Genomic DNA, 24843 nt, shown 5'->3' on the forward strand with positions numbered 1-24843 from the left:
CTACCGCCAATGGCTCAACGCCCAGCTCAACAACGCCGCTTGACTCTTACCAGAGATAGGAGCATCAAGTTGATGTGCTGTGGAGGTCCTGCGTCGGCGTTCTCGACGATCGCGGTCCGCCGTCCAGATCACCCGACAGGCCGGACGAAGGCAAAGGTGCGCAAAACCGCTTCAATCGAAGGACAAGCGCCGCAGTATCGTTGAGCACAGCCTGCTGAAACTGAATTCAAACGTCACCGGTCAACACCCACAGTCCTTCACCGAGGTCCGACGTCGACGAGCGCAGCTCGTATCTGGCCAGCCTCATCGCGCTCATCTGGCCAGGCCCCGACAAGCTCGCAGCCGTCCGCCCAACTCCCACGCCGTCAGCCACTCAACCAGCCCAGGTACCGCCAGTGCCCGCGAGCGGTCCATTCGATCCGGATGAGTTGCCAAGGGAGAGCACCTCAACGCCTCCCGCATTCCGCGACCGCATCCGTGAATTGCTCCGCAGCGGCCTAACTACGAGCGAAACTTCAGACCGCCTCGGCGGTGGGCGCGAATTGTGGTTGATCGTTCTCGAAGAAGAAGCAATCCTCGCCAATGAGGTACTAACTCGCGCCCCAAACCCGGCCGATGCGGTAGCTCTGCGCAACGGCCAAAAATATGCGCTGGGAGCGCGTCGCCGCACGACTATACGGGGATCCCCGGCGCGTCGGTGCTGCCCAACGCCTTTACGGTCAAGCCAAAGGTCATGGCGCAGCGAAGCGCTCGTACACCGGCAAAGGCCGCATGTTTCCAGAAATGGGAATCATGACCTGTCTCAGGAGCGAGACAGACTGCTCAGCTTTCGTGCCCAGCCCTCGTTGGCCCCGGGGCATCTCAGTTGGCACCCGAATATAGAAACTCCCACCCATACCCCTGTTTTGGTGCATGACAACGCTTTTGGATGTTCGCACCTTGGTGTCGTTATCTTGCGCCTCATCGTCCGGTGATCCTTTCCAAGACAGCCGGGCGATCTTGCACTACGACGACGTCAGGGAACTGTGCGAGCAATGCACAGACGAACGCAGATCGCATGACTTTCAGGTCGTTGAGCAGCTCAATATGGCTCAGAGTCCCGTTCTTACACAACTGTTCCCAGGCCACGACGATCATCCATGCCGGCACCAGCTGCGGTCCCGTCGCCAAAGCTCGTGACCGCTCCGTCTCCACCCGCACGCCAGTTCGGTCGAACGACGTAATCCAGTTGGTGCGCTTGTTACTCAAGGTCTCGATGACATCGCTGCGGGCGAACACCTCGGTGACGCGCCCTAGCATGTCGACGTCGAGTACCGCCGCATAGTCGCGGCCTTCCGAATGTGTCACTGCCCATACCTTTCGCACTGAATGGCGCTGCCTGTCTTCAGGCAAGCCGGACAGAATGACAGAGCCCACCGACAAACTTGCGAACCCGCACCGCAGGAGTGCCGCCGGTATGACCACCCGGGCGTACGGACTACTCGATGGTTGCGCCCATCCCTCTGAGCGTCTCGGCGATCCGTGACCACCCCGGACTCGTCTTCGCTGCGGGTTCGACGGTATCCAGAAATTGGTAGACGACATCCCGCAGTGCCCGCTCGTTCGGGCGCAGACCGCTCTTGTAGTCGTCATCGAGAAGATACTGAGCGGCCCGATCGTCGCTGGAAGCCGCCTTCCAGCAGACTCGGTCGAGAAAGATCTCCAACCGGCGCGCTCCCTCGGCGAACGACGTCGCCCCCATCGATACTGAGTAAAGATCCTGATACCCAAAGTCTGCGACTGCGCTGTCCACGAGCGCGATCGCAGTTCCGGCCCGGGTCCGGTCCTCACGGAGTGCTCGTTGTCGAACACGGGTAACCTCACTCGCCAACGCCAGAAAGCTCTGTTCGCGAAGGCTGTAACCAACGAACAATAAGTGGCTGGTGAGCAGCAGGCTCTGCACCACGCCCCGTAACGCCTGGCTCTCCTCCTCGTGCCGGCCGAAGTCTTCGCGAGTCAAGACGATTGAGGCGGGCACCTTAATGTCGCCATTGAGTTTGAGCAGCCACGGTAGACTGCCATCGGCGAGTTCTCTTGCGAGCACGCGGTATTCACGGGACGTCACAGAGTCAAGCGCAAGCTCGAGGCAGGGATCGAAATTTGTCGTGACCATCTTCTGCACCCGCAGGCTTGCCAACAGTGCATGGCCGATTGCATGGCGTGGCACGTCGAGCAGCTTGGACAGAAGCCCGTGGTACCGGTCGCCCAGCTGAGCCTCAATCTCGGTTGCGGCATCCTCTGGTGCCGTCTCGTGGGCGGGATGTGGCACGCCCGCTTCGTCTGCCAGTCGCTGCAGCAGCGACGACCAGTCGGGCAGGCCAGCTGGACGAGATACGCCCGCCCCCAAGAACAATGAGAGCTGCCCGTGCCTCCCGAGGTCGCCGAGACGGTCCGCCTCTGAGATCAGCTGGGTAGACAGAGCGGACCAATCACGACTCGGATCCCGCCGGTTCTGCGTGGCTGCAAAGTCCCTCTGGTCGAAGAGGATCAGTGCGATGTCGCAGAACTGCTCCACATCGCGATACTGCTCGAGCAACTTGTCGATCACTTCGCCGCGACGGCCGCTCAGCCCTCCTTCACCCGTTCCCGGCACCGGAACGCCAATAAGCGGACGGGCCCGCCCGTCACCGGTCTCCAAACCCCGTGACACGTGGTCGATGGCCTTCCACATGCGGCGCACCACATCGTCTGGCGTCGTGCGTCCTTCCACGGCGACGAAAGCGCGCACCTTCCTGCCATCGTGGTCATCCAGCGTGACAACGCCATTGGCGTCTTGGTTTCCGGGCAGTCGCAGCCACCTGGCGTCCCCCGCCGGGAGGCCTTTCGGCAGAACACCCGACCACATGCGGTTCACGTTCAGTCGGGAATCACAGGGAATCAAAACCGCGTCGCACGCGAGCCTGGTCAGGTCGCCCTGGGCGACGAAGAGGTGCCCCACGAACAAACAGCCTAGTCAGGACGGCGGCCATAGAACGGCGCATTGCCCGTCCGGCATGGCCAAATATGGCCGCACAGTCAGGATCGCGCCGTAACGAAAGATCCTTACGACAAATGGTGGATCGGTTTCGCAATACCGTGGCAGCTCTTCCCGAGACTGGCTGGCGTGTTGCCAGGTGTCCTACATACTCAGGCACCAACTCACGAGGTGAGAGAATGCCCGAATGGACGGTAACGTCGAGTTGGAACTGCGTCGCATGATCTTTGAGCGACTCGCGGAAATAGTTGCTGACCACGGTGTTGTGACGCGACGCCAGCTGGAATCCCTCGAAGTGGGTGGTGAGATTCGCCGAGTGATCGGCCATAGCGGAGGAATCTGGAACCCCAGCAACCTAGCAGCAACGCTATCTGTGCTTTCGACCCCTCATGGACCGTACGCGGATTCCGACATTGGTGACTCACTGTTCGCATACGACTACCAGGTCGGAAAGAACGACGGAAACAATCGAAAGCTGCGGCGTGCCTACGAGTTGGAGTTACCAATCATCTTGTTGCGCAAAGTAAAAGACGCCGTGTTTGTGCCAGTCTTCCCTGTCTACGTCGCATACGACGATACTCCCCACCGTCGCTTCATCTTGGCGCTTGACGAGAGTCTAAGGTTTCTCCCCGATCCGCTTCATCTGAAACCCGCCGAACGGGATTACGCGGAGCGCATGGTGAAGCTTCGACTCCACCAACCAGAATTTCGTGGACGAATCCTCCTGGCGTACGAAGAACGCTGCGCCGTCTGCACTCTGCGACACGGGAAACTCCTCGACGCGGCTCACATTATTGGCGATAACAAGCCGCACGGTCATCCTGTCGTTGAGAATGGCCTGAGCCTCTGCAAGATTCACCACGCGGCATACGATGCAAACCTCCTTGGTATCTCACCCGAGTACACCGTACAGATCAACCGTGACCTCATGGAGGAAGTCGACGGACCTATGCTCCTACACGGAATACAGGCAATGGACGGACGACAGCTGACCCTGCCGCGCCGTCGGCTCGATCGGCCGTCAAAGGAACGACTGGCTGAACGCTTCGCCGAGTTCCGTGCGGCTGGTTAGCCAAGCCGCATACTGATTTCAATATCGGGCGGTTCAAGCGAGCGATAGCGATCCATCCAAACAACCCAACGGAAGTTGATTTGGCAATCACGCCGATGGGTTCACTCGACCGGGGAGACGCCGTCGTAGGGGTACCGCAGTCCGCGGGATGTCGATCGGCGTCGCATTTTTTGCAGTGCTCTATCCGGCTCGAGCCATCGCAAGCGCAAGGTGGTTAGTAATCTGCTTGGTTCGCCGCTTACGGCCAAAGGTTTGCAGCACGGCGGCGGCAAGCTCGTCTGGGTCAATCCCGGGCTGCTGTGCCCGGATCAAGCGTGCGGCATTCGCAATCTCGACCGGGCTAATGTCCTGGAAAGGACGGTCAACTGTACTGTCGTTTGGCCGGAACTCGGACCAGGTCGCCGGGTCGATCTCTCGGGGCCACACGAAGTCGTCGGTGTCGATCAATAGTTCTGACTGGCGGATTTGGTATGCCAGCTTCTTTTCGCGTGAAGCCCGGACACGTTGCAGGCCAAAGGATTGTGCGGTGAGCTGAACCAATCTGTCTATGTGAATTGGACCTTCGTAAGTGGCAATCTCGATTGCTGCGGCCCGGACTTTCTCTTTGGCTGCCTTCTTTGGAAGTTCGTCGAGATCATCGACACAACCAACTTGCACAACGGTCCAGGGTTCAAACGGAAGTCGCTGATCGCCAATGACACTCGGTTCACGTGTCAGGACGGTGGGATCTGGCTTGACAACCTCCAGCGCCGTATCAGACGCACCTTCAACCTCATCAGTTGCCATGTGGCCGGTACCGGCGGCCTCGACAGGAACACTCGCCAAAGTAGCTACCGCCGCTTGTTCTGAGACACCGGCTTCCGCAGCAAGTGCAGCGAGCGCTAAGTGCCTGACACGCCTGGCTTCTGCCAAACCGTCTGCATCTTCGAAATGCTCGAGCAGCCTGACGCAGAAATCGTTTGCGCGGAAGGCCTCTTCAGTCGAGAACTTGTGCATGTGTGCCATCTGGTTGCGGACGATCCGCAGCTCACCGCCCAGTGTGCTGACAACGCGCTGCTTGTCATCGAATGGAAAGCCCAAGTTCCCCAACCTCTCAGTGATCATCCGAAGCTGGGCTTGAAGATCGGTCGTCAAGTACTTGTTCGCGCGAGTGAAGCCCTTCTTATCATCGACAATCTCCAGGACAACCGTCCAAGGATTCCCGCCGAGCTCGCCTCCGAGCCGGCTGCCTATGATCGGCCCCAACCGGTCCGCGAGGTGGTCGAGCGCTTCCTTCACCGAGAGGTTAGGCTTGAATGTCACTGTAGATATTGCCTTTTCGTAAATCGATAATGTACCCGGGGATGACGAAGCTGAGCCCTAACGTTTCATAGCTATCACTTTGCTTTGACAACCCTGTGCCCGCGCAACATCACGCCACATCGTTCAAGTTCAGCAGCCCACCCATGCTCCAGACCGATATGGGCTGGATTCTGGTAGAGCCCCGCGCGGACCTCGGCGGCAGTCAAGCGTCGATATTTCTCGACATCGCCGTCGGCGGGATCTAGAAACTCTTCCTTGCGGTGCAGTAGCGGCCGATTCTCTCGATCTCCGAACCGCTGGAAAGCGGCCTTGAGCGAAGACATTTCAACCCCGTACGTCCAATCCAACGTGGGATGGGGGTTGGTATCGAACTCTGGGTATGACGACCATGAAACTCGCCGACCACGATGGTCAAGCTTCAAGATGTTCCAATCGGCAGGCCGCCCCGCAGCGACAGAGCCGCAGAACTCGTAGAGCCGGAGCACCACTGGCATCTTCGGCACCGCCCGACGGTGCACGTACAGTGCCGTCGCCGTCAACTTTCCCGGCGAATTCTGCATCGCGCCACGCACGTACTTGTCGTCCCGAATCTTCACCAACAGACGGTCGGCTCGTGCGCATGCCTCCTTGTAGCTCTTAAAACAATGCTTGATGTCTGCCTGAACAGCCAAAGGAAGTTCTCCGAGAGATACCCGACCGCTGAAGATCGATGTGCCTAGGTACAGGAGAGTGTCGAGTGTCGTCCGTTTGAAGCCCTCGGCGACCTTCTCAGTCGCAGCGCCCTTGTTGATCACTTCGAGAACTGCCCGACGCGACATCTTGCCAACCTGGGGGATCAGGTCAGCGGGAATCTCTTCGAAAAGTGGTGGTCGGCCGCGCTTCTCGGTGAACAAGACAAGTTCAGCGACCGCCGATGCGTAGTCCTCGCTCTTTGACCATTCGAACTCCGCAATTGTCCCTCGCGCGAGGTAGGCAAAGCGATCCTCATCCTTCTGGAAGGCATAGACGACGCCCGGTAGGGGTGAGACACAACGTTTCCCGGTTACCTCTTCGACTAGCTGACGAAGCTCGTGCGGACTGAAGAAGTGCTGGAAAGTACCGCGGCTTGTCATGATTCCGTCGCCGGCTGCCTCGCCGCTGACCGAGTTCATCTCCCACTTCAACCGCGTTGACACCACCAAGGCATCCCCTGCGAGCCGCCAAGCCTTCTCGAGCGTCGATCGACGCTCGAGAGGGTCCTCGATGACATTGAGGACATAGGTGAGAAGTACGACGTTGCTGTCCAACAGCTGCGTATCAGGAGAGAAGTAGGGATCCCAACCGATCGCGCTGATGCCCATCTGCTGGAGACGCTTCGCGTCCTGTCCGCGACCCGCGCCATAATCAAGCACCGACAAGCCCGGCCTGATAACTTCGTCGACCAGGCTCTGCCGCAAAGGCATTGATAGGTCGCCTCGACCGATTGCGGTTCGCTGCCGGGAACTGTTCCAGTTCTGACCGTTAGTCATCGCTCGTCCCGAAGTATCCTCGTTATCCCTCAAACGCCCTTCGACCCCCGAGGGTCTGTTTGAGGTGGTCGTCGTGGTAGTCCGCGGCCCGGGCCAACGCGGCAAGGCTCGTCATCAATTCGTTCTCCTGAAGATGGTCTCCCAGAAGGTCGTACTCCACGGAGATTGTCTTCGACTCGCGATAGTAGACCCAGCGGCAGAACTGCGACTCTGCATTAAGCCGGTTCATTTCCCGACGGGCGAGCCTGCCCGCCGCCTCGATGTCGGTTAGGACATCCGCACAAATCTGAATCAAAGTCTGGGCGCCCCAGCTTGCGAGCTCGATCGACACACCAGCGCTAGAGAACCTGAGATACATCCCATCGGTCGGTGTTTGGGACCACGTCAGCGAGTTCGCTTCGAGTATCGCTGCAATCTGTTTACGGACATGCTGTTTCGTCATTCGATCAATTCCTATCCGCATCATCTCTTCGCGCGACAATCTCGGAGTGCCTGTTCACGCTGTGTGTGTACCGATGAGGCAGGAACTCCAGCATCCAGCGCATGATGGTCTGCCAGGATTCGTCAGCCTGGTGGCGATCCATACCAACAACATCGCCAATCAACTCCCGAACTTCGCCAAATCTCCTTGGTACGGCCAGGAATTCGTCAATCTGCTGAAAGATCGGGTGGTGCAGAAGTCTGTGCGCAACGAGCCGCTCAAACTGCGAACGTTCGAGACCAAGAGGCATGTCGAGGACCGCCAAATCAGAAGATGCCGCGGACGCGGAATGCGACGTGAGCGTCGCCGGCCCTCGACTGTAAGCGACAAACAAGTCCGCAGGAAGCCTCAACGACGGCATCCACATACCAACAGGTCGGTGCGCAATATCTACGCGAGGAGAGTTCACAGGTGGCCCAAGCAACCGAGCGAGTTCGTCGACATTGGCGGCAATTTCATCTGTCGCCACGATCCCGCTGCTTAGCAATTCCGCTTCGAGTGCGTTCGCAGCGGCCATCTCCGATTCGACAAGCAGTTCGATATTCGGCAATGCTGCCCAACCAAGCGCTGTCGCAGTGAGATTCGCTGATCCAATTAGCACCCTGTGTTCGTTACGGTAGTACTTCGCGTGCAGGCGATCATGCAGGTATACGGTGCCGCCCCGGGCTCGGAGTACCGGAAGAACTTGAGTGTCAGACACTCCAGCGGCAACTTCATCAGGACGCCATCGCGTAATCAGTACCGGTTCGATACCGTCAGGCACCACCGACAACACTTCCTCCAGTACTGCTTGTTTCGCGAATGGCGCGCACAAAACCAGCTCCCGTCGCGACGACGAGGCGAGATCCAGCAGGGCGGTCCCTGGCGCCGTCAAGGTTCCCGTTCCCGAAGCATCTCGATCGCCCGTCGTCCCCATAGGAGACGTGCATCTTCAGCGGCGCGCCTCGCGGATCCTCCGGGAAGGCCATCTTCGTAGAGCGCCCAAGCGCTGAGCAAGATTTCACAAAGCTGCCTGTAGCTGGCTTCGTCCTGCCCTACCTCGAAAGGCGTTGGTAATTCTGCGAACAGCTCATGAGTCGAATTCAACGTTAGTGTGATGGTGTTTCCTGCTGAGCGGACAGTGAAAAACGCATCGGTATCGATCGGACGTCGGTTCACAGCGATGGTGAGGCCACTAGACAGGGTCAACGCCCGTAGTTCGCGGGGTGCATGTGCTGACATGACGTTTGAACGCACGTCAGGTTGCCCACCGATGTTCTTGCGCTGTGCACGAGACTTGGGGTTCGCCGCCGTCCACCGATGACCGGGCTGCCAAACAAATCGTTCCGGCGCCCCCCATAAGGCTGCGTCGCACTCACTGACTACTCCGCCGGTCCTTGCTGCGATCTCGCCAACAGTCAGCGGTTCCGACGACTCCTTGAGGACCGCGGCAATGTCGTCTGAGATAGACATTGCGGGCTACGAACGACTTCCGAGGAACGATTCAGCCATCCGGCCCCAGTCATGCCTGACATTCTGCGTAAGGCGCCGCGTTTCAATCGGCTGCTCATCTTCGTAACGAGCCCACGCGAACAGCATCATCTCTAGCCCCTCTTGAGCAGACTGAAGCTTCTCCTTCAATTTGTCCGGGTCGTCCGGCAGATTCTGTGGATCTCGTGCCCCTAAGAGGCGGTCGTATGCCGGATGGTCTGTGTTCAGCGTGACGAGGAGAACGCCGCCTCGTGGCTGAACTGAGAAGAATGCCCCGCCTTCCAACGAAGCCACCTCGACTCGGTACTTAAGGCCCTTGTCGATGGTCTCGGCGGCAAGCACCTGCGCCGACTCTGCCGAATGGCCCAGATGCTCCAGCTCTCCGGCGACATCCGCCTTCCGCTCCTCGGCAGGTTTGGTTTCGTCGTCGTCACTCCGGCCGCGGTGCCCTTCCCCCTGGCGCTTCCTGACTGCGTCAGTCGCCTTCGCCTCGACGCTCTCCACCGAGTGGCGGTGCGTTTTGCCCGCACGCTGCGTCTTTATCAAGTTCCGCATTTGTCGGATATTCGTCTGAACTCGTTGAATCACCTCAAGGAGAGGTTCGATTGGGTCTTCCTCTTCTCTTAGCACCGCCCGCGCCGCAGAAAGAGAACCATGCTCCTTGACAATAGAACTGATGTCCATCTTCGCCGCCTCAGCGAAATTCCTCGCCGATTGCTTGTTATTAGACACTCCGAACAGCTCATCCAAGCCGGGCTCAAAAGACACCTCTACGCCCCACCACCGTTCCCGCGGGTCATAGGTGGTCGTCCATGCGGGATCAAGCTCGAGCTCTCGGCCTGCACGCACTACTGACACTCCGGCGTTTCGAGCGGCGTGCTGACCAAAAGGCCGACTGCCGGTCGATTGACCACCGTCAGAGTCGCGCGCTTCTTCGCATGCCATCGACAACTTGACCGTCACAATATGCTCTTCGCCGCGAAAGCCAACGGTAATCGGTATCTCATTATCGCCTTGGGCGGGAAAGGGAGCGAACATTGGCCTGTCCGAGAAGGGTTCAGGGCAGCTCGTCTCGGACATCAGGTAGAGCGGGTCGTTCGGCTTGGCATAGCGCTCCTGCAGCATGCGAGCCGGCTCATCGAAAAGAAAGCTCTTGAGTACGATCTCCACGCGTCCGTCGTTGATCCAATACCGATACATCCGGCCGATCAACTCCTCTGAATTATCGATCAGAGCCTTTGAGGTACGCCACAGAACGCGATCGACGTGGCTCCACACAACGAGCGTCCCCGACTCTCCGAACGCCTTCTTACCCACAGCCGTCCGCCACACCTTCGGCAGTGGTTCACGCCTGGGTGCCGCAAGGCCTTTCATCCGCCCAGCGTTGATTTCGGGCAGATCTATGTAGCTATGCAGCGCATTATCTACGCCACCAGTCCAACTCCAAACGTCCACCCGTTGGCACTGAGAGATTGACGCGCTTGGCAATCCCATGCCGAAACGGCCCATACCATCTTGCTGATCGGACTGCAAATGAGTCCCATTGCCGAACTGCAACGCGATCTGCAGTGTGGAAGCGTCCATTCCGCAGCCGTCATCTAGCACGGCTACCTGATACAAGCGCTTTCGAGTCCGTTGATCAACCTGCACTTCTTTATCGGCGCAGAGAAGCTGCACCGTCTTAGCCCCGGCCTGGATGGAGTTGTCCATCAGCTCCGCAATCGCGTACGCGGCGTTCTTATACCCGTTGTCTCGCATGGCCTTAACGGCCAGTGAGGTAGGCACAATATCAAGCTCGCTCAGCACTTCAGTCACCAGACATCCTCCCAATTCTTAAAGGCATCAGCCATGTTGCAAAAGCCTGGAAGCGTCGTGTCGACAACGGTCGCCACCTCAGCACGCTTGTTTCCGCCAGCTCTATAGCCGCGTGTCGCCCGTCCCACCATCTGGCTGAACAGGACAAGGCTCTTTGTCGGGCGGGCGATAATTGCCGCACTTGTTTGCGGCGCGTCAAACCCCGTTGTAAGCACTCCGTAATTGACGATCACCCGTACCTCGTCGCTGGCCATCTTGAACGCACTAATGATGCGCGCACGTTCAGCACTTGGAGTTTCACCAGTCACTGGGTATGCCCAGTATCCGCGCGCACGCAGCACTGTGGCGAGAACTACGGCATGATCCTTCGTCGCAGCAAAGATGATCAGCCGATTGTGCTTCTGACACATCGACTCGGCCCTGCTCAGAATCAACATGTTGCGTTGCTCGTCGGCAGCGAGGGCGTTAATTATGCTCTGCGGCACATCCAGAGCATCTTCGAGCTCCCGTAGCTCGTCCGGCGACAGTTGCGATCCCGCCGTGTACTTCAGCTGAATGAACTCTGTATCTGCCAAGTAGCCTTCGTCGATGAGGTATCGAACAGGACTTTCATAGCCCTCGACTTCGAGCGCCACCTTTCGGCGAAAGAAGAACTCTGCAAGGCGGCGATCCTCATCGATATCGTTCCAAGTCCGTCCGGGTGTTGCCGTCAGACCGAGTAACGGGGTAGGGCGACCAGACTCGGCTAGGAGCTCAAGGATCAACTGGTATGTCGGGGCCACCGCCTGATGCGCTTCGTCCATAACAACGAGCCCCACGTGACCTGCGATTGAGCCAATCTCAGCCACGGACTTCCGGGCAGATGCGTACATCTTGCTCAACCCGGCGACAATGATGCCGTCACGCACAAGAGGCTGCTGCAATGAGTGCGGACCCCACCATCGCTGAATACCTACGGAACGGTTGCCGCGGTTGGTCCAGGCACGCTCGAATTCTTCGACTGCCTGCTCGCAGAGCTCCTCTGAATGCGCGAGCCATACAACGAGCTTCTGCTCATCGCGGTTGAGTACATCGCAGATGACAGACATTGCCGTTCGCGTCTTCCCCGAGCCAGTGGGCATATGCAGCATCACGCGGTTCGGATCTTGCTCCAGGTTGGTCAATACCCGTCTGGCGGCTAGGCGCTGATGCGCGAACAGAGGACGCGTCGGTTCGACAACTTCGTGCGAGGGCGGTATCACCCGACCGCTCTCAGGCTCGCCCACCGAGAAAAAGTCGAGCAAACTCGCTGCACGCGTCGTACCCCGACGTACCTTCATCTTTCGAAGTGCTTCGTACGGCTCGCCGACCAAATTGAGTTGGTCCGCCAAAGCCTGGGCACTGGATGGAGGAAGCAGGAGGAGCAGTTCCCCTCTGAGCACATTATCGAGGAGCATCTGGGCAGGCGTCTGAAGCCCGACCGCGATCTCGCATAGCTTCTCTGGCCTTGCAAGTGCGGGATCTATGCCGGCGAGCAGACGAACAACGTTGCGCCCCACCATCTGCTGAAGCAGCTGGTCAGAAGCTCGCTGAAGCAGATCCTCGAAGGTAATCATCGAGCACCCCGACTCAACACGGCGTCCATCCACGCCCTGACCGGTCCTCGCCCCCTGCGACGGCGGATGTGCGCAACCATGATCCCCACTCATGACCTTGAACAGTTTGGGCCCCATCTATCGGGCCAAACGCCCTGGACTTGCATGGTGCAAGTCCAGGCCAACCGACAGGGGGAAGATGTCTAGAAGAACTTACGACTTCGTGCCCAACTGTGCGTCAATTTCCGCAAAGAAAGAAGGGAGTGTCACAGAGCACACACGGAGCACTGCATCGAATCATCCTCATCGTCGAGCGCGTCACCGAGCACTTCCCAGACGGGACGATTCTTCTTCCGCTTCTTCGCCTGCTGCTGCGCGTCCTCATGCCGGGCGAGGATCTCCTCACGCCGAGCAATGAGTTCGGGCAGCGATTCGCCGCCCGACCAGGTGTACTGACGTCCCTTCATCGCATACTCGCCAAAAGATGCATCACCATCAGCACCTGCGTCCTGCCGCACTTTCGCCTCAATAGCGATTGCTCTCTGCAACAGCTCCGGGTGCTTGTCCGCAAGGCCAACCCACTCAGCCTTGCGCTGGTAGAAGCAGAAGTAGCAACCCGAGCGCGTACGCCATTCGTAGTACTTCGGAAGACCAATCCCCGCATCCTCGAGAATCCGAAGCACGCCATCGTGATCGATATTGTCCTCCACGAAGGGAAGAACAGTCCGAATGTTCGGTTTCGTACTCACGTATCCCTTGCGCCCTGACTCGTCTGCCCTGATGGCGACGTACGAGACAGCGGGGTCCTCGCCTATCCACTCCTCCAGCGGTTCGATTTTCATCTTCTTGGTGCACCAACGCATCTGCGGTGATGGCAACGTGCCTCGATACACGTCGAACCAATGATCGAAACCCTTACGGGCGTTCAGACGCGCAATCGGCTTACCAAGTGCTGTCTCTAAGCGATCCAGGTACTCATAGGTCTCAGGAAGCTCCGCGCCAGTGTCGCAGAAGAAGTACTCCATCTCCGGCACCCGGTCGCGCATGTACACCGCCAGCGCGCTGGAATCTTTACCACCGCTGATACCGCAGATATGCCGGAAGTTGTCAGCCATGTCGTCGGTCCTTCCTGTCAAACGAACGAGCTTGATCGGCGTCTTCCGCAGATTCATGCTCTGCCGCCAACCTTGCCATGAGCATCCGACACGCAGCAGACCTCGATAGCCCGCCCTTCATCAAGGTAGCGACCATCTTTTCGAATGATGGATCAATTGCCGCCTTCTCAGCGTCCGTCAGGACAAGCAATTCGATCGACTCCGTGCCATCCGGACGTGTGAGTGTCATCCGACTAGACGAATAGCCCTGGTTGAGGCTGGATGCGAGCCGCTCATGGAGCAACGCAGAGGTACGGCGGAGGGCGCCACCGCGCTCGGCGATGGCGAGCGGGAACAGACCGGCAAGCTCGTCGGTCCACACTCGGGGAGCTTGCCCCTCTGCTACAACCATCGCAATGTTCTCCAACCACTGCTGATCTTCCAGCGGCCGTGACAGAGCTCCGACAAACGCCTTGAGGCGTGGCTCGAGCACGTGTCCATCGAGACGAGTCGCATCAGCGGCCAACGCTTGACGCAGCTCTGTCAACGACTCCCCCGTCGAGGTGGCCTGCGCGAGCTGGCTCCGTATCGAATCGAGCAGTGCCGGGTATGCATCACGCAGCTCGAGGATCGACTGAGCGAGTTGATTGGCGAAGTCTTTCGAGGCTTCGGGATCGGGGCGCCCCCTGCCAGCGAATGGTGAATATCCGAATATCGCAGGCAAGGTCTCAAAGATCAGAACGTCAGGTTCAGCTGCCTGATGGAATGCCTCCCGAACGGCGATGGTTTCGGGTGATAGCTGAGCTCGGGTCTTTTGCGAGTACGGCGGCAGCACCCGCAGTTCTCGGTAGAGCGCTGTCGCCACATTCAAGAATGTCGGCCTGGCCGAGACGGACGAAATACCAAGTCTGTCAACAAGACTTTCGATTACTGCCGAACGCTTAGCTCCGCGTACTTGGGTATTTTTGACCGAGAAGTGCCCGATGTTCTTTGTAAGGCGCTCTGCCACTGCGTCATCGAGCGCAAGCACCAGGCTGCCGTGCTCGTAAAGTGCAATGTCGTCACGGCGGGAAATGAGCGCCGCAATAATCAACATCGGGATGATGCCGTCCTTGATTCCGATCGGAGGCAACGTCAGTTTGGCGTGTACATCCGATAGCTTCAGACGTTCATCTACCGCAGAGTCGAACGCAGAGTTCATCGCTGCCCACACGGACCTCCAATCGCGGGAAGTGGGCGCGTGTACGGACCATTCCCCGTCACCGGCAGGGCGATGGATGCCAGTCGATCGGAAAATTGCTTCGTAGATCGCGCGCTCCGGGCCGTATCCCTCGATTGAAAAGGCTTCAGCGTCTTGGTGTTCCAGCATCGCCTCGATAAGGAACCGCCGCGCCTTCGCGCCCTGGCTAGTGAGCTCACGGCGTGCGATCATTTCGTTCGCGACGCGAGGCGTCTGCCGGTAGGCCGTATCAGCCACATCGGATAAAAGCGCCGAGATCCCCCGGGCCGTAGTTAGCCGGTCGTCGCGACCGACTTGGAACCAATCGGCACGCGTATCCCACGTTTGAGCGACCTGCAGCTGAAGCCTCTGCTGCGCACTCGCGACTCGCTCGACTAGTTCGCGTTTAGCTACCCAGTCCGCGCCCTCGGCTTCGGCGCTTTGCAGAGCTGAGCGCAACGCAGCGGCATCGATCGCCGCCTCGTGAACCGATGACACGTCGTCTGGCACGACTAAGACAACAGGCCGACCATCTTCGCGTGCAGATATCTCAGCCGGGTCGAGGTCGGGATCAGTTGCGTAGTAAACAATTCCGTCCCATGCCCGGTCCAGCGGTTCAGCCGACTCCGAGTCGTATCGACTGAATTCGCGCGCAAATACTCTCAGCACGCCTGTTGTCTGGCTGTGCCGGCCCGCAACCAGCGGTTCCAACACTGCGGCGTCATTGAGAAGGTCCGCCAGATCGGCGTCCTCGTATGGGCGTTTCGCATTCTCGATGACGCGACGCAAGTCGTAATCGGAACCCTGCCAGATCCGGAACTCGTCGGAGAAGGCGCGATACGTGATCAGGCCCACTTCCGTCATCGAGTTCAGAAGAGCATCAACATCCACAGGATCGCCACCGCTACCTGCGAAATCCTTGAGCGCCAAGTCAAGCAGTGGCCGAGACGCGCGGATGTGACCGCCGCTCGACACGAGATTCAACACACCGATCGTCTTGAGCGCTTTGAGCTGAAGCGCCGAAATGCCTGCTGTATCTCGGATTCGAGTTTCGATCTCCAACCAGCGACTCGCACTCTCCGACACTCCCACCATATTGTTGGATGATTCGAGGAAGTAGTCGTACAGAAGGTCAACGCCGGCGAGTGGCAGCGGAGCTCCCGGCGCCCACTTTGCAGCCTCCAAGTAGCGAGGCAACGCGTTCGGCTCCGCACCCGCAATGAACGAGAAGAGCGTCCTTTCGTTTTGTCCATATCGACTGCACAAATCGGGAAGGACTGCCAGCGCTAGCGGGTCGAGCGGCATCGCACCCACAATGTCGTCGGCAATGTCGCGCAAGCCCAGAGATTCCAAAGACTCTCGCTGTTGGCGCATCCACGCCTCAGCCGCTGCTCGGAACTCGGGCGCTTGGTCAAGCGCCGAGGCAATCAGCCTTCGCGACTGAGCCGGCGTCTCCACGTACGGAATATCCTGAAACCGTCCCTGAACCTTCGACCACTCACGCCGTCGGGCTGTCGAACTATCCTGGACATACTCGTCAAACGAAAGGTGCTGCATCGTGACTACGACCAGTGGAGCCGCGTTCTGACCTTGCGTTAGCTCAGCAAGCTCCTGGAGAAGAAACGGGTCGCCTTCAGCCCCGGACGAAGCGAAGTACTCAAGATTCTTTCCGAATTCATCGATGACCAGCAGTGTCGGGCTTTTGGCACACACCCTTTCAATGCACTCACGAATATCTGAGGCTGCCGGGACCCGCTTTGCTCTAGCGAAAGTTGCGGGCACTAGTTCTTGCGAAGGCCCAAACTGTCGTACCGCGCCTTTATGAAGTGCACGAGCGATAGTCGAAGCAACGGGCTCGCGCTGGGCAGTTGCGAACGCTCGCACGAACCCGCCACGGCCTGCTTTCACGGACCGCATACCGCTGCGAAGCGCGGCGTCAGTGTCTCCGTCGATGGCTTTGAGAATCGAATGAGCTGCCTTGTGTTCATCAGTCGCCGGCCCAGCGAGCAGTCCATCCAGGAATACTGCTAATGATGATTTTCCACCACCATGAGGTCCAGTGATTGAAAAGGTCCGCCCGGCAGCCGGGTTCGCCAATCCATTGGCGATCCGAGTGATTACATCAAGGGCACGCCCGGTAGGTACATACCCGTCGATCGCGTCGCTACCATGATCACGTTCTACGTTGGCTGACTTGCTGAACCGTCCAATAGCAGTCACATAGTCAGACAGAGCACTACTCACGCCGCATCTCCCTGATTCTGTGTCCGCGCCTTGAGGCGCTTGTGGACTGCAACTGCCAGCTCGGCGTCGGACAGAACAGGCTTCGTCGCGGCTGATCCGACGAGTTCTAGCTTGGACATCGGTAGCTGCGACAACCATTGCTCGTGCCGTGCACCAAGCACCTCGATCGCTGCGTCACCCGGCGGCGCAGCGATCGCAAGCTGTCTAGATCCAGCCGGTCGAGCCAATGAGAGACTCGAAGCAACCGCGGACACCTCCGCGATCGCGTCGGCGATGTCTTGCTCGGTGAGTTTCATGATGCGCCCAGGTGCGCCAGGGTCAGCGGCCAGACGGGTGAGCGAGATCGTGCGGGCACCTTCGCCTGCTCGGCTCAGGTAATCGAGGCAGGCGTATGCAATAGCTGCGGCGGGAAGACTCGCCTTGCCACCTCTGACGATGCGATACGTATTCTTCTGACGTCCAGGTGACGGGCGGATCAGGCCGAGTTCCCGAAAGGGCGAGTCAAGTAGATCGTCTAGGGTCTGACGGCCTTGCGTTTCCCGACGGGAGTACATCCGCAGAAGGCAGTCAACGTCTTTCTGCACGCTGCTCTTCATCGGCTGTGTCCATGTCGTAGCAGCGATCTCATCTAGGCAGTATTGGAGCAACTCGCTCTCGGCAAATTCGACCGCACCAAAGTCGTTGAATACCAAGCGCCACACCGGGAGTACAGATTTCTCGGTTGTCGCATGCCAGTGAAGTATCCACAACGTTGCAGGGTCTTGCAGATAGGGGTCGAGCCCATCGTGGTCATCAAGAAGCGCTCGCCCTAGATGTGTTGGTGTATAGATCCACAGGCGAGGACGATCTGGGTGCGGTCGCCGCGCAAGAATTTTCGTCGCGAAAGCCCAGAAGCGAATCGCTTCCACCATGTTCTTCCCGACACCGAGCTCGACCGGAGCCGATTTCTCACTGAAAATGTTGGGGTCGGTCGATGCCGCGTCGTATCCCTTTTTGATCCACCCGAAGCGGGGGTGGAAGGTCTGATGGTTCGCGAACATTGGAGTCGCTGCCTGCTCGAGTGTCATTGTCAGACTCCTATTCGCCGGTCAATTCTCGGACTCGGGATACAGCGGCTGCGATCGCGGTCGCTGCCACGTCGATCTCATCCCTCGTCGTTGGGCGACCAAGTGAAATTCGGAGAGATTCGGAGGCCTCGGTACCACTCATTCCCATCGCTAGCAGAACATGCGATGGACTAGGCACCGCGGAATTGCACGCGCTGCCGGCGGACACACAGACTTCCGGCATAGACGCCATCACTGCTTCGGCGTCCGCCCCAACGAATCTCAGGTTGAGAGTGTTAGGAAGTCGATCCGCTTCAGCACCATTGACGGAAACGTCGGGCAACTGGCGCTGAAGACCAGTGAGCAATGCATTGGCCAAGTCACGGATGCGGGCGGCATCGCTGGCTTGCTCTTTCATTACGAGCTCGGCTGCCAACCCGAAGCCAACGATCGAAGGTGTGTTCTGTGTACCTCCACGGAGTCCGCGCTCCTGGCCGCCGCCCGATGCAATCGGGACGATCGACTTCTGAACACTCCTGCTTGCTACCAAGGCGCCGGCCCCCTTGGGCCCGTAGATCTTGTGGCTGCTGAAGACCATCAGGTCCGCTACGGCCGCCACTCCGTCGAGGGAGTCCTTACCAACCAGCTGGGTGGCATCAACAAAGAAGAGCGCTCCAGCTCGATTCGCAATCTCGGCGATCGCCGCGGAAGGGGCGATGACACCAGTCTCGTTATTTGCCGCCATCGCCGCGACTGCTGCAACGGTGTCGTCGACAACACAAGCAATGTGGTCGAGGTCCACAACCCCGTCTCGATCGACCCGGACAAACCGCACCTCACCTCCCGTAAGGCGAGCGCCGAGCTCTGCGGCCGCGAGTATTGCCTTATGTTCTGTCGGCGACACAACAACATTGGGCCGACTAGGTGTCCCAAGCATCACACCGAGCAGACCAAGGACGGCTGCCTCAGTCGCTCCGCTCGTAAACACCACGTCTTGCGGCGAGCGCCCGACCAGATCCGCAACCCGGCCACGTGCTTGTTCGACGCACTCTGCAGCTGCCTGTCCGACGGCGTGATGCGAACTCGCTGGGTTGCCGTACGCGTCGACCGCCTCTACCAGGGCCGGGAGTATGCGCTGGTCGACCGGTGTGGAAGCGTTGTAATCGAGGTAGACCATTTGACCGGATCCTATTCGCCTGAGGGTAGAAACTTGGGCGCCACGCTGAATCGCATCCACTTTCGCACGTACGTACGACACGAGGCCCATAACGCGCGCTCGGGCGGGCGCGCTCGCCAGCCGTGACCAGTGCATTGCTGGCACAATCGCTCGGGCCGACGCCGCCGCCCACGTCCGCGAAGCTATGCAGCGAGCTTAGAGCCTACGAGTCACGGGAAGCCCATCAGTCGCCAGTCTGGCTACCGACAGCTAGCCGAGGGCGACCAACTAGCCGGCATCCGCTCCTAGTGCGCAATCACCCTCGAATGCCGATTCGAGCGTCGCAACAGCAGAATGCATCGATGATGTAGCTAGCCAACTACCAGGAATGGTCCTCGAAAGTTCAGATGGGCCAGACCACAGACACCGCGGCGGTGATGACATGGGAAGACAGCACCGATGCCGACATGTACTAGAGATTCCGAACTTTCAGCGTAAATCTGTCGGACCGAGCCCTTAGAGTGTCGGCGACACCATCGAAGTGTGAACAAGCATCGGGGGAGTGCGATGGACGCAGTTTCGGAAGTCGAAGGGCAGCATCCATTAGATCGGCTGGGTTGCTCATCGTCGCCCCGGCTCGGACACCACGATGATCCCCGATTCGCGCAGCGGTTGAAGACCCTCTGCTGCAACCACGGGCATTTCCGCCAAACCTAACTCCGATGCCGCCTACACCAGCGCAGTTGTTTAGGGCCTCCGGCGCGGCCAACGCCTATGTTGACCCGCACATTGCCGCGACGATCCACCGCCTAGCGGAACGCGGCCGCTTAGGCAGTCCCGTCGATGACGCGATGATCGCGATCGCGTCCCTTGGCGCCCCCACCGGGATCGTCGACGCCCTTGTCACTTGCGGCGCTGTCCCGCATCTCCTGCCCAAGAAGGATCGGGATCGCTTATCGGCTCGAACGGGACTATACGGCGAGGATTGGAAAAGCCGCTCCAAGGTAGCGACCGCCTACCCTGAGATCGCTTCATTTCTAGGGCTCTCCCGTATCGAAGCGGGTCATGCCGTTACCCCGCCCGAATGCGCCGAAGCCTCATACCCCCTCTTCAGGCATCAACGGCGCGCTCTCCGCGAAGTGACGAAGATACTCGCTGCCGGCGGGGTCGTTCTCCTCCACATGCCTACAGGAGCCGGCAAAACACGCACCGCGATGAATGCAGTCTGCGACACTCTGCGAAGGCACGAGGGAAAGACGGTGTTGTGGATCGCAACTATGAGAGAACTGCTTGAACAAGGTGCGTTCGAGTTTGAGAAGGCATGGCGGTTCCTAGGCGATAGGACTCCCGTCACAGTCAACCATGCTTACGCGTCTCGCGAATGGTGGCGCGAAGAAATCGAGGATGGGATTCTCTTCGCGACTCCGCAAACGTTGCGAGCCCGCCATGTTCGCATGATGAATGAATCCCAATCGAGTCTCTATGCACAACTCGCAGACCGCTTGTCACTGATCGTGTTTGACGAAGCACATCAATCTACGGCCGACACCTACCGTGAAGTTCTCCAGGGCGTTGCCCTAGCGACGTATCCGAATATCCCGGTTCTCGGTTTGTCTGCAACTCCAGGGCGTACGTACCTCGGTTCATCTGATGATTTCGCCCTCATCGACCTGTTCGACGGAACTAAGGTCACCCTTGACACCACCGATAGCGGATACGCGAACCCTGTCGACTACCTGATTGGAAATGGATATCTCGCCCGACCCGAGTTTCGCCTCCTAGGCGACATTCCGCCCACCGGCACTCCCCGACCTGCACCGATGGGGACCGTCGACTACGTAACATTCGTCGTCACGACTGCACTCGACCTCATTGACGAAGGCCACCGCAGGATCATGGTATTTGCGAGGACGGTTGAGGAATCGAATCTCGTGGCCGGTGTGCTTAGAGCGGCGGGCGTATGGGCTATGTCGGTCAACGGAAATACTCCGGGCGATGAGCGAGACACTGCCGCTCGTGAGTACAAGGCACCCGGCGGTGCTCCGCGAGTTCTGGTCAATTTTGGCGTTTACACCGCAGGATTCGACGCCCCGCAGACCAGCGCGGTCATAATCGCTCGTCCCGTCCGATCACTTGTCGCCTACAGCCAGATGGTCGGACGAGGAATCAGGGGTGTCGAAGCAGGAGGCAACGATCACGCTGTAGTTGCTACGGTCGTCGATCCGTCTGAGCCGGCATTCGGCGATATCGCAACAGCTTTCACCAACTGGAACGAGATGTGGGATTGAGGATCACATGACAGGGGAACGTCAAGGCCGGCGACTCTTGAGCGGCAAGCAGACAGTGTTCTCGATCAGAGACACGGGTTATAAGTCGACCGATTACGCCATCGCTGAACTGCTAGACAACTCGGTGCAAGCCGAAGCAGACACAGTCTTAATCGTCTTGATCACGGAACCGAAGACCGGCGGGCAAAGGGCAGTCGAAAATGTCTCCGAGATCGTAGTCATCGACGACGGCGAAGGAATGCCAGAGCCGCTTCTGTTCGACTGCCTCGCATTCGGGGAATCTGGTCGTTTCGATGACCGGTCTGGCATTGGAAGATTCGGAATGGGCCTTTCGCAAGCCAGCGTCTCCCAAGGTCGCCGAGTCGACGTGTGGTCGTTCCAGGACACGCGGCCGACTGAAGCTGGCCACGTGTATGTCGACCTCGACGAGATCGAGAAGTCAGTTAGTTCAGAACTAGACGTGCTTGAACCGACTTACCCCGGCGACAATGACCATCAACCCCTTCCTGACTGGATAGACTCGTTGTATCCGATTTCTGGCATGAAGTCTGCGCAGAAGGACGGGGTTGAGGTCCGTTCTGGAACGATTGTCAGATGGAGCAAACTCGACCGACTCCGCTGGGTGCGGGCAAGCGCGATAAAGGAACACACCGAGCGGACTCTGGGTCGAATCTATCGACGGTTCTTGACTGACGAGGCGGAGCGCCGGGTGCAAATTCGGTTGGCGATCGTCACTCGAGCAACTCTAGATTCTAAATCAGTTGACGCCCTCGATTTCACATCCATGCGTCCGACCGATCCGTTGTTTTTGCTGCGGCCGAACCAGTCGACTCTCGAGTATTGGGAACGGGCACCACTCGACCCCGAAAATACAGACAAACTCGTCAGAGTCCGCAATGTACCAATGTTCCGCCCTTATCCAGCCGGGGCCGGGCCGCTCCCCAGCGCCGTTGACGACGACCCAGCTAGTGCCGCGCCCGATGCCGAGACGACCACTTTCGCCGTCCAGGCACGGCCTGACGCGGCCAATTCCGAGCTGAAGGGCAGGAAGTTCGACGTCAAGGTACGCGCCTCGATGAGTCGAATCGACGCTCAGCCTGGCCGAAACCCCGGGCGCGACACCTACCAGGGCCGGATCGCGCGCGACCTCGCAGGCATTTCAGTTATGCGAGCCGATAGAGAGCTCTGCATTGAAGCCACTCTTGCGACGGAAGCCACTGATCGGTGGTGGGGTCTCGAGCTGTCTTTCGACGCCGAACTCGACGAAGTATTCGGCGTCACAAATAACAAACAGGAAGTTCCTTATTTCACACAGGCACTCAGAATGTGCCGGGAATTGCCAAATTTCAGCGTCGACGACGCCATTAAACAAGGCCTATTTGATGAAGAGCATCCGATCAGTGATTTATGGACCATAGCACAATATATTCTCGCGAAACGCAACTCTATGGTCGCAGAAAGGAGGAAAGATAAGAGCACTGCGAATAACTCGACCGGCAAGAAGCAGCCAGGCGTAGTTGCCGGGGTATCTAAGCAGAAGACGGATCACCCCGAAATCCTGCCGCCGTCCGATACTGCAAGGAAGTTCGAGGAAGAACATCCTGACCCTGACGAGCAAGCTACGCTAATCAAGAAGGAGCTCCAAGAGAAGCACGGCGGGCATCTGACCGACGAGCAGATCGAGGCCATAGTCGAACTCAGAGACGCCAACTTCGTCGTGCAGGTTCACGAAAAATACGTCCCGGAAACAGACGCCGTGTTCTGGCCTGAGGAAACAGGAAATCTGAGTATCGCTTGGATCAATACGGCGCACCCGGCCCACGACAGGCTACTAACACCATTGCGCGTAACAGACGACAAGCTAAATTCCATGTCGGTCGACAATCTACGCAAGCTAGCAGCGGTAGGCGCCGACGCAGTGGGAATGTTGATTCTGATGTGGTGCGAAATGGAGATTGACGACCCGGCCGGCCGACACACATACAAGCAGACGAGGGAACGTTGGGGCGGGGTAATTCAAAGGCTCTTGAACGGTACCGACATCACGATCGGCGAAGATTTACTTGCGTCCCTAGATGACGAGGATGACGACTAGCCCGGCTATGGATTCCTCCGACTTTTGCTTCAACCCTGAACATCTCGGCGAGGACGTCCGAACACTGTTCGCCAACTCGACCGCTGCGACGATAATCGCGCCCTTCATCACTAAGGCGGGACTTCTTCCGTTAGTTGATGCGCTTGCCCCAGGTGGCCGGATAGATGTTGTGACGCGCTGGGATCCGCTAGAAATAGTGGCGGGAGTATCGGACCCGATGATAATCGACAATGTAATTGCGACCGGTGGTACACTACGCCTTCTCCCTCGCCTGCACGCAAAGGTCTATCTGACGGACACAAAGGCACTCGTCGGCTCAGCCAATCCGACCGGCCCGGGCTTGGGTTTTACGAATCCTGCGAATATCGAGATAGTAGTCCCGACCGAAGTTAACAATCCCGCCTTGGTTCGATTGATCGAGGTCGTCGAGGCAGTCGCTTCGATTGCGGACCGCGACTATGCGGTCCAACTTGTAAACTACGCTGAATCGCTTCCTAAATCTGCCGCCGGCGCGGCGCCCGATATCGCTTCTGGAGCTGCATATTGGATTCCAACTACGATGGTGCCCTCCAGGGTGCTGGAATTGTATCTTGGCGGAATGGAACGGTATGACTATCGGGCCGATCTAGATGTTATATGTGCACCACCAGAGTTGACCGCGGATGCATTCCGCGCATATGTCGGGCTCATTCTGCAACAAGGACTGATCGGTAGAATTTTTCACGAATGCGAAGGCATGTTGCAATGGCACGGAGTGGAACACATGCGACGATTACTCATTAATGCTGGAATCGAGATTTCCGATGAACCAATGATGCTTTGGAACAGGCTTTTGAATTGGTTTAAGTATTATCTCGGAGCTACCGACAGTCCCGCCGGCGGCTACATTGCTAAGCGATAAACTATCGCCACATCGCGAAAGGAACGTCGCCATCGAGCTTTTTGACACTCTCAGGAACGATTAAATCGTCCTTTGTTTCTTGTCGGCGCGTCGGCGACACCGCGTCACCAAGGCTAGAAATCACCAAGCTCAAGCGATCGGCCGGTAACGACGCTGCATCATCCCCTCGCAGAACGCTGAGAAGTCGGCATGCGATATCGTGTAAAGGGCCTTCGATTCTGCCGCCGGCTGGTCGTCCCAATGCACCAGCGAACAATGCTTTCACCTCACGCCGAGCGACGTTGTGCGCCTCCACGGACTCAACACCGAGGGATACATCATCTGCGTCGAACGGACGCGTAATAACGGCAATCAACTCAGCGAGCGGTTGCGGGTAGTGCTCTGCCCACATTTGTGCGAGTTTCTCGCGGTTCATGGCTTGTGGCCTCCTCGCCGTCTGACACGCTCACCCCAACGACCTTCGTCAGAACTGCATACAGCACATTAACTTCGCGCGCTAGCGCGGCTGGCCCTGCGCCGTTGACGACGCCGTCGGCGTCTTGAGGTCGTGCCAACCTAGTTCATG

Annotated in this window: 17 protein-coding genes; 4 read left to right on the forward strand and 13 right to left on the reverse strand. The window is 58.5% G+C overall.

What is annotated here, in order from left to right; translation table 11 throughout:
* Positions 1–960: 960 nt before the first annotated feature.
* Both AC4LGL_RS28650 and AC4LGL_RS28655 read right to left on the reverse strand, forming a co-directional pair.
* Complete coding sequence (locus AC4LGL_RS28650) at positions 961–1392, reverse strand: hypothetical protein (protein WP_491841699.1); 432 nt, start codon at positions 1390–1392, stop codon at positions 961–963.
* Positions 1393–1477: 85 nt separating this feature from the next.
* Positions 1478–2977 carry an SIR2 family protein gene (locus tag AC4LGL_RS28655; RefSeq protein WP_491841700.1) on the reverse strand — a complete coding sequence of 500 codons (1500 nt, stop codon included), beginning with the start codon at positions 2975–2977 and terminating at the stop codon, positions 1478–1480.
* Between the two features lie 223 nt (positions 2978–3200).
* On the opposite strand from AC4LGL_RS28655, the gene AC4LGL_RS28660 reads away from it, so the two are divergent.
* Entirely contained in the window at positions 3201–4085 is an 885-nt protein-coding gene (locus AC4LGL_RS28660; RefSeq protein ID WP_491841701.1) for an HNH endonuclease, read from the forward strand.
* Positions 4086–4265: 180 nt separating this feature from the next.
* On the opposite strand, the gene AC4LGL_RS28665 is transcribed toward AC4LGL_RS28660, so the two are convergent.
* From AC4LGL_RS28665 to AC4LGL_RS28710, 10 genes are all read right to left on the reverse strand, one after another.
* On the reverse strand, positions 4266–5363 hold the full coding sequence (locus AC4LGL_RS28665; protein ID WP_491841702.1) for a DUF3320 domain-containing protein: 1098 nt from the start codon (positions 5361–5363) through the stop codon (positions 4266–4268).
* A gap of 98 nt (positions 5364–5461) precedes the next feature.
* Entirely contained in the window at positions 5462–6895 is a 1434-nt protein-coding gene (locus AC4LGL_RS28670; protein WP_491841703.1) for a DNA phosphorothioation-associated putative methyltransferase, read from the reverse strand.
* 22 nt (positions 6896–6917) lie between these two features.
* Positions 6918–7337: a T3SS (YopN, CesT) and YbjN peptide-binding chaperone 1 gene (locus AC4LGL_RS28675; protein WP_135359506.1), complete on the reverse strand. Its 420-nt coding sequence runs from the start codon at positions 7335–7337 to the stop codon at positions 6918–6920.
* Between the two features lie 4 nt (positions 7338–7341).
* Entirely contained in the window at positions 7342–8292 is a 951-nt protein-coding gene (locus AC4LGL_RS28680; protein ID WP_491841704.1) for a phospholipase D-like domain-containing protein, read from the reverse strand.
* A gap of 542 nt (positions 8293–8834) precedes the next feature.
* Complete coding sequence (locus tag AC4LGL_RS28685; protein ID WP_491841705.1) at positions 8835–10661, reverse strand: ATP-binding protein; 1827 nt, start codon at positions 10659–10661, stop codon at positions 8835–8837.
* Positions 10658–12256 (reverse strand): DEAD/DEAH box helicase, encoded by a 1599-nt coding sequence (locus AC4LGL_RS28690; RefSeq protein ID WP_491841706.1) that lies wholly within the window; start codon positions 12254–12256, stop codon positions 10658–10660. Before AC4LGL_RS28690 ends, AC4LGL_RS28685 begins: the two co-directional genes overlap by 4 nt.
* A 245-nt stretch (positions 12257–12501) precedes the next feature.
* The gene (locus AC4LGL_RS28695; protein WP_491841707.1) at positions 12502–13350 is read right to left on the reverse strand and encodes a phosphoadenosine phosphosulfate reductase family protein; all 849 of its coding nucleotides are present in this window, start codon (positions 13348–13350) and stop codon (positions 12502–12504) included.
* The gene (locus AC4LGL_RS28700) at positions 13343–16792 is read right to left on the reverse strand and encodes a hypothetical protein (RefSeq protein WP_491841708.1); all 3450 of its coding nucleotides are present in this window, start codon (positions 16790–16792) and stop codon (positions 13343–13345) included. The genes AC4LGL_RS28695 and AC4LGL_RS28700 overlap by 8 nt, the downstream gene beginning before the upstream one ends.
* Positions 16789–17859, reverse strand: coding sequence for a DUF4007 family protein (locus AC4LGL_RS28705; RefSeq protein ID WP_491841709.1), 1071 nt, complete (start codon positions 17857–17859; stop codon positions 16789–16791). The genes AC4LGL_RS28700 and AC4LGL_RS28705 overlap by 4 nt, the downstream gene beginning before the upstream one ends.
* A gap of 10 nt (positions 17860–17869) precedes the next feature.
* Positions 17870–19015: a cysteine desulfurase family protein gene (locus AC4LGL_RS28710; protein ID WP_491841710.1), complete on the reverse strand. Its 1146-nt coding sequence runs from the start codon at positions 19013–19015 to the stop codon at positions 17870–17872.
* A gap of 701 nt (positions 19016–19716) precedes the next feature.
* Here AC4LGL_RS28710 and AC4LGL_RS28715 point away from each other — a divergent pair.
* The 3 genes from AC4LGL_RS28715 to AC4LGL_RS28725 are packed head-to-tail and all read left to right on the forward strand — an operon-like array spanning position 19717 to position 24278.
* Positions 19717–21282 (forward strand): DEAD/DEAH box helicase, encoded by a 1566-nt coding sequence (locus AC4LGL_RS28715; protein WP_491841711.1) that lies wholly within the window; start codon positions 19717–19719, stop codon positions 21280–21282.
* Positions 21283–21289: 7 nt separating this feature from the next.
* Positions 21290–23377 carry an ATP-binding protein gene (locus AC4LGL_RS28720; RefSeq protein WP_491841712.1) on the forward strand — a complete coding sequence of 696 codons (2088 nt, stop codon included), beginning with the start codon at positions 21290–21292 and terminating at the stop codon, positions 23375–23377.
* Positions 23367–24278, forward strand: a complete 912-nt coding sequence (locus AC4LGL_RS28725; RefSeq protein ID WP_491841713.1) for a phospholipase D-like domain-containing protein — start codon at positions 23367–23369, stop codon at positions 24276–24278. The genes AC4LGL_RS28720 and AC4LGL_RS28725 overlap by 11 nt, the downstream gene beginning before the upstream one ends.
* 1 nt (position 24279) lies before the next feature.
* On the opposite strand, the gene AC4LGL_RS28730 is transcribed toward AC4LGL_RS28725, so the two are convergent.
* Positions 24280–24693, reverse strand: coding sequence for a hypothetical protein (locus AC4LGL_RS28730; protein ID WP_491841714.1), 414 nt, complete (start codon positions 24691–24693; stop codon positions 24280–24282).
* Between the last annotated feature and the right edge of the window lie 150 nt (positions 24694–24843).

The organism is Mycolicibacterium arcueilense (assembly GCF_058536225.1).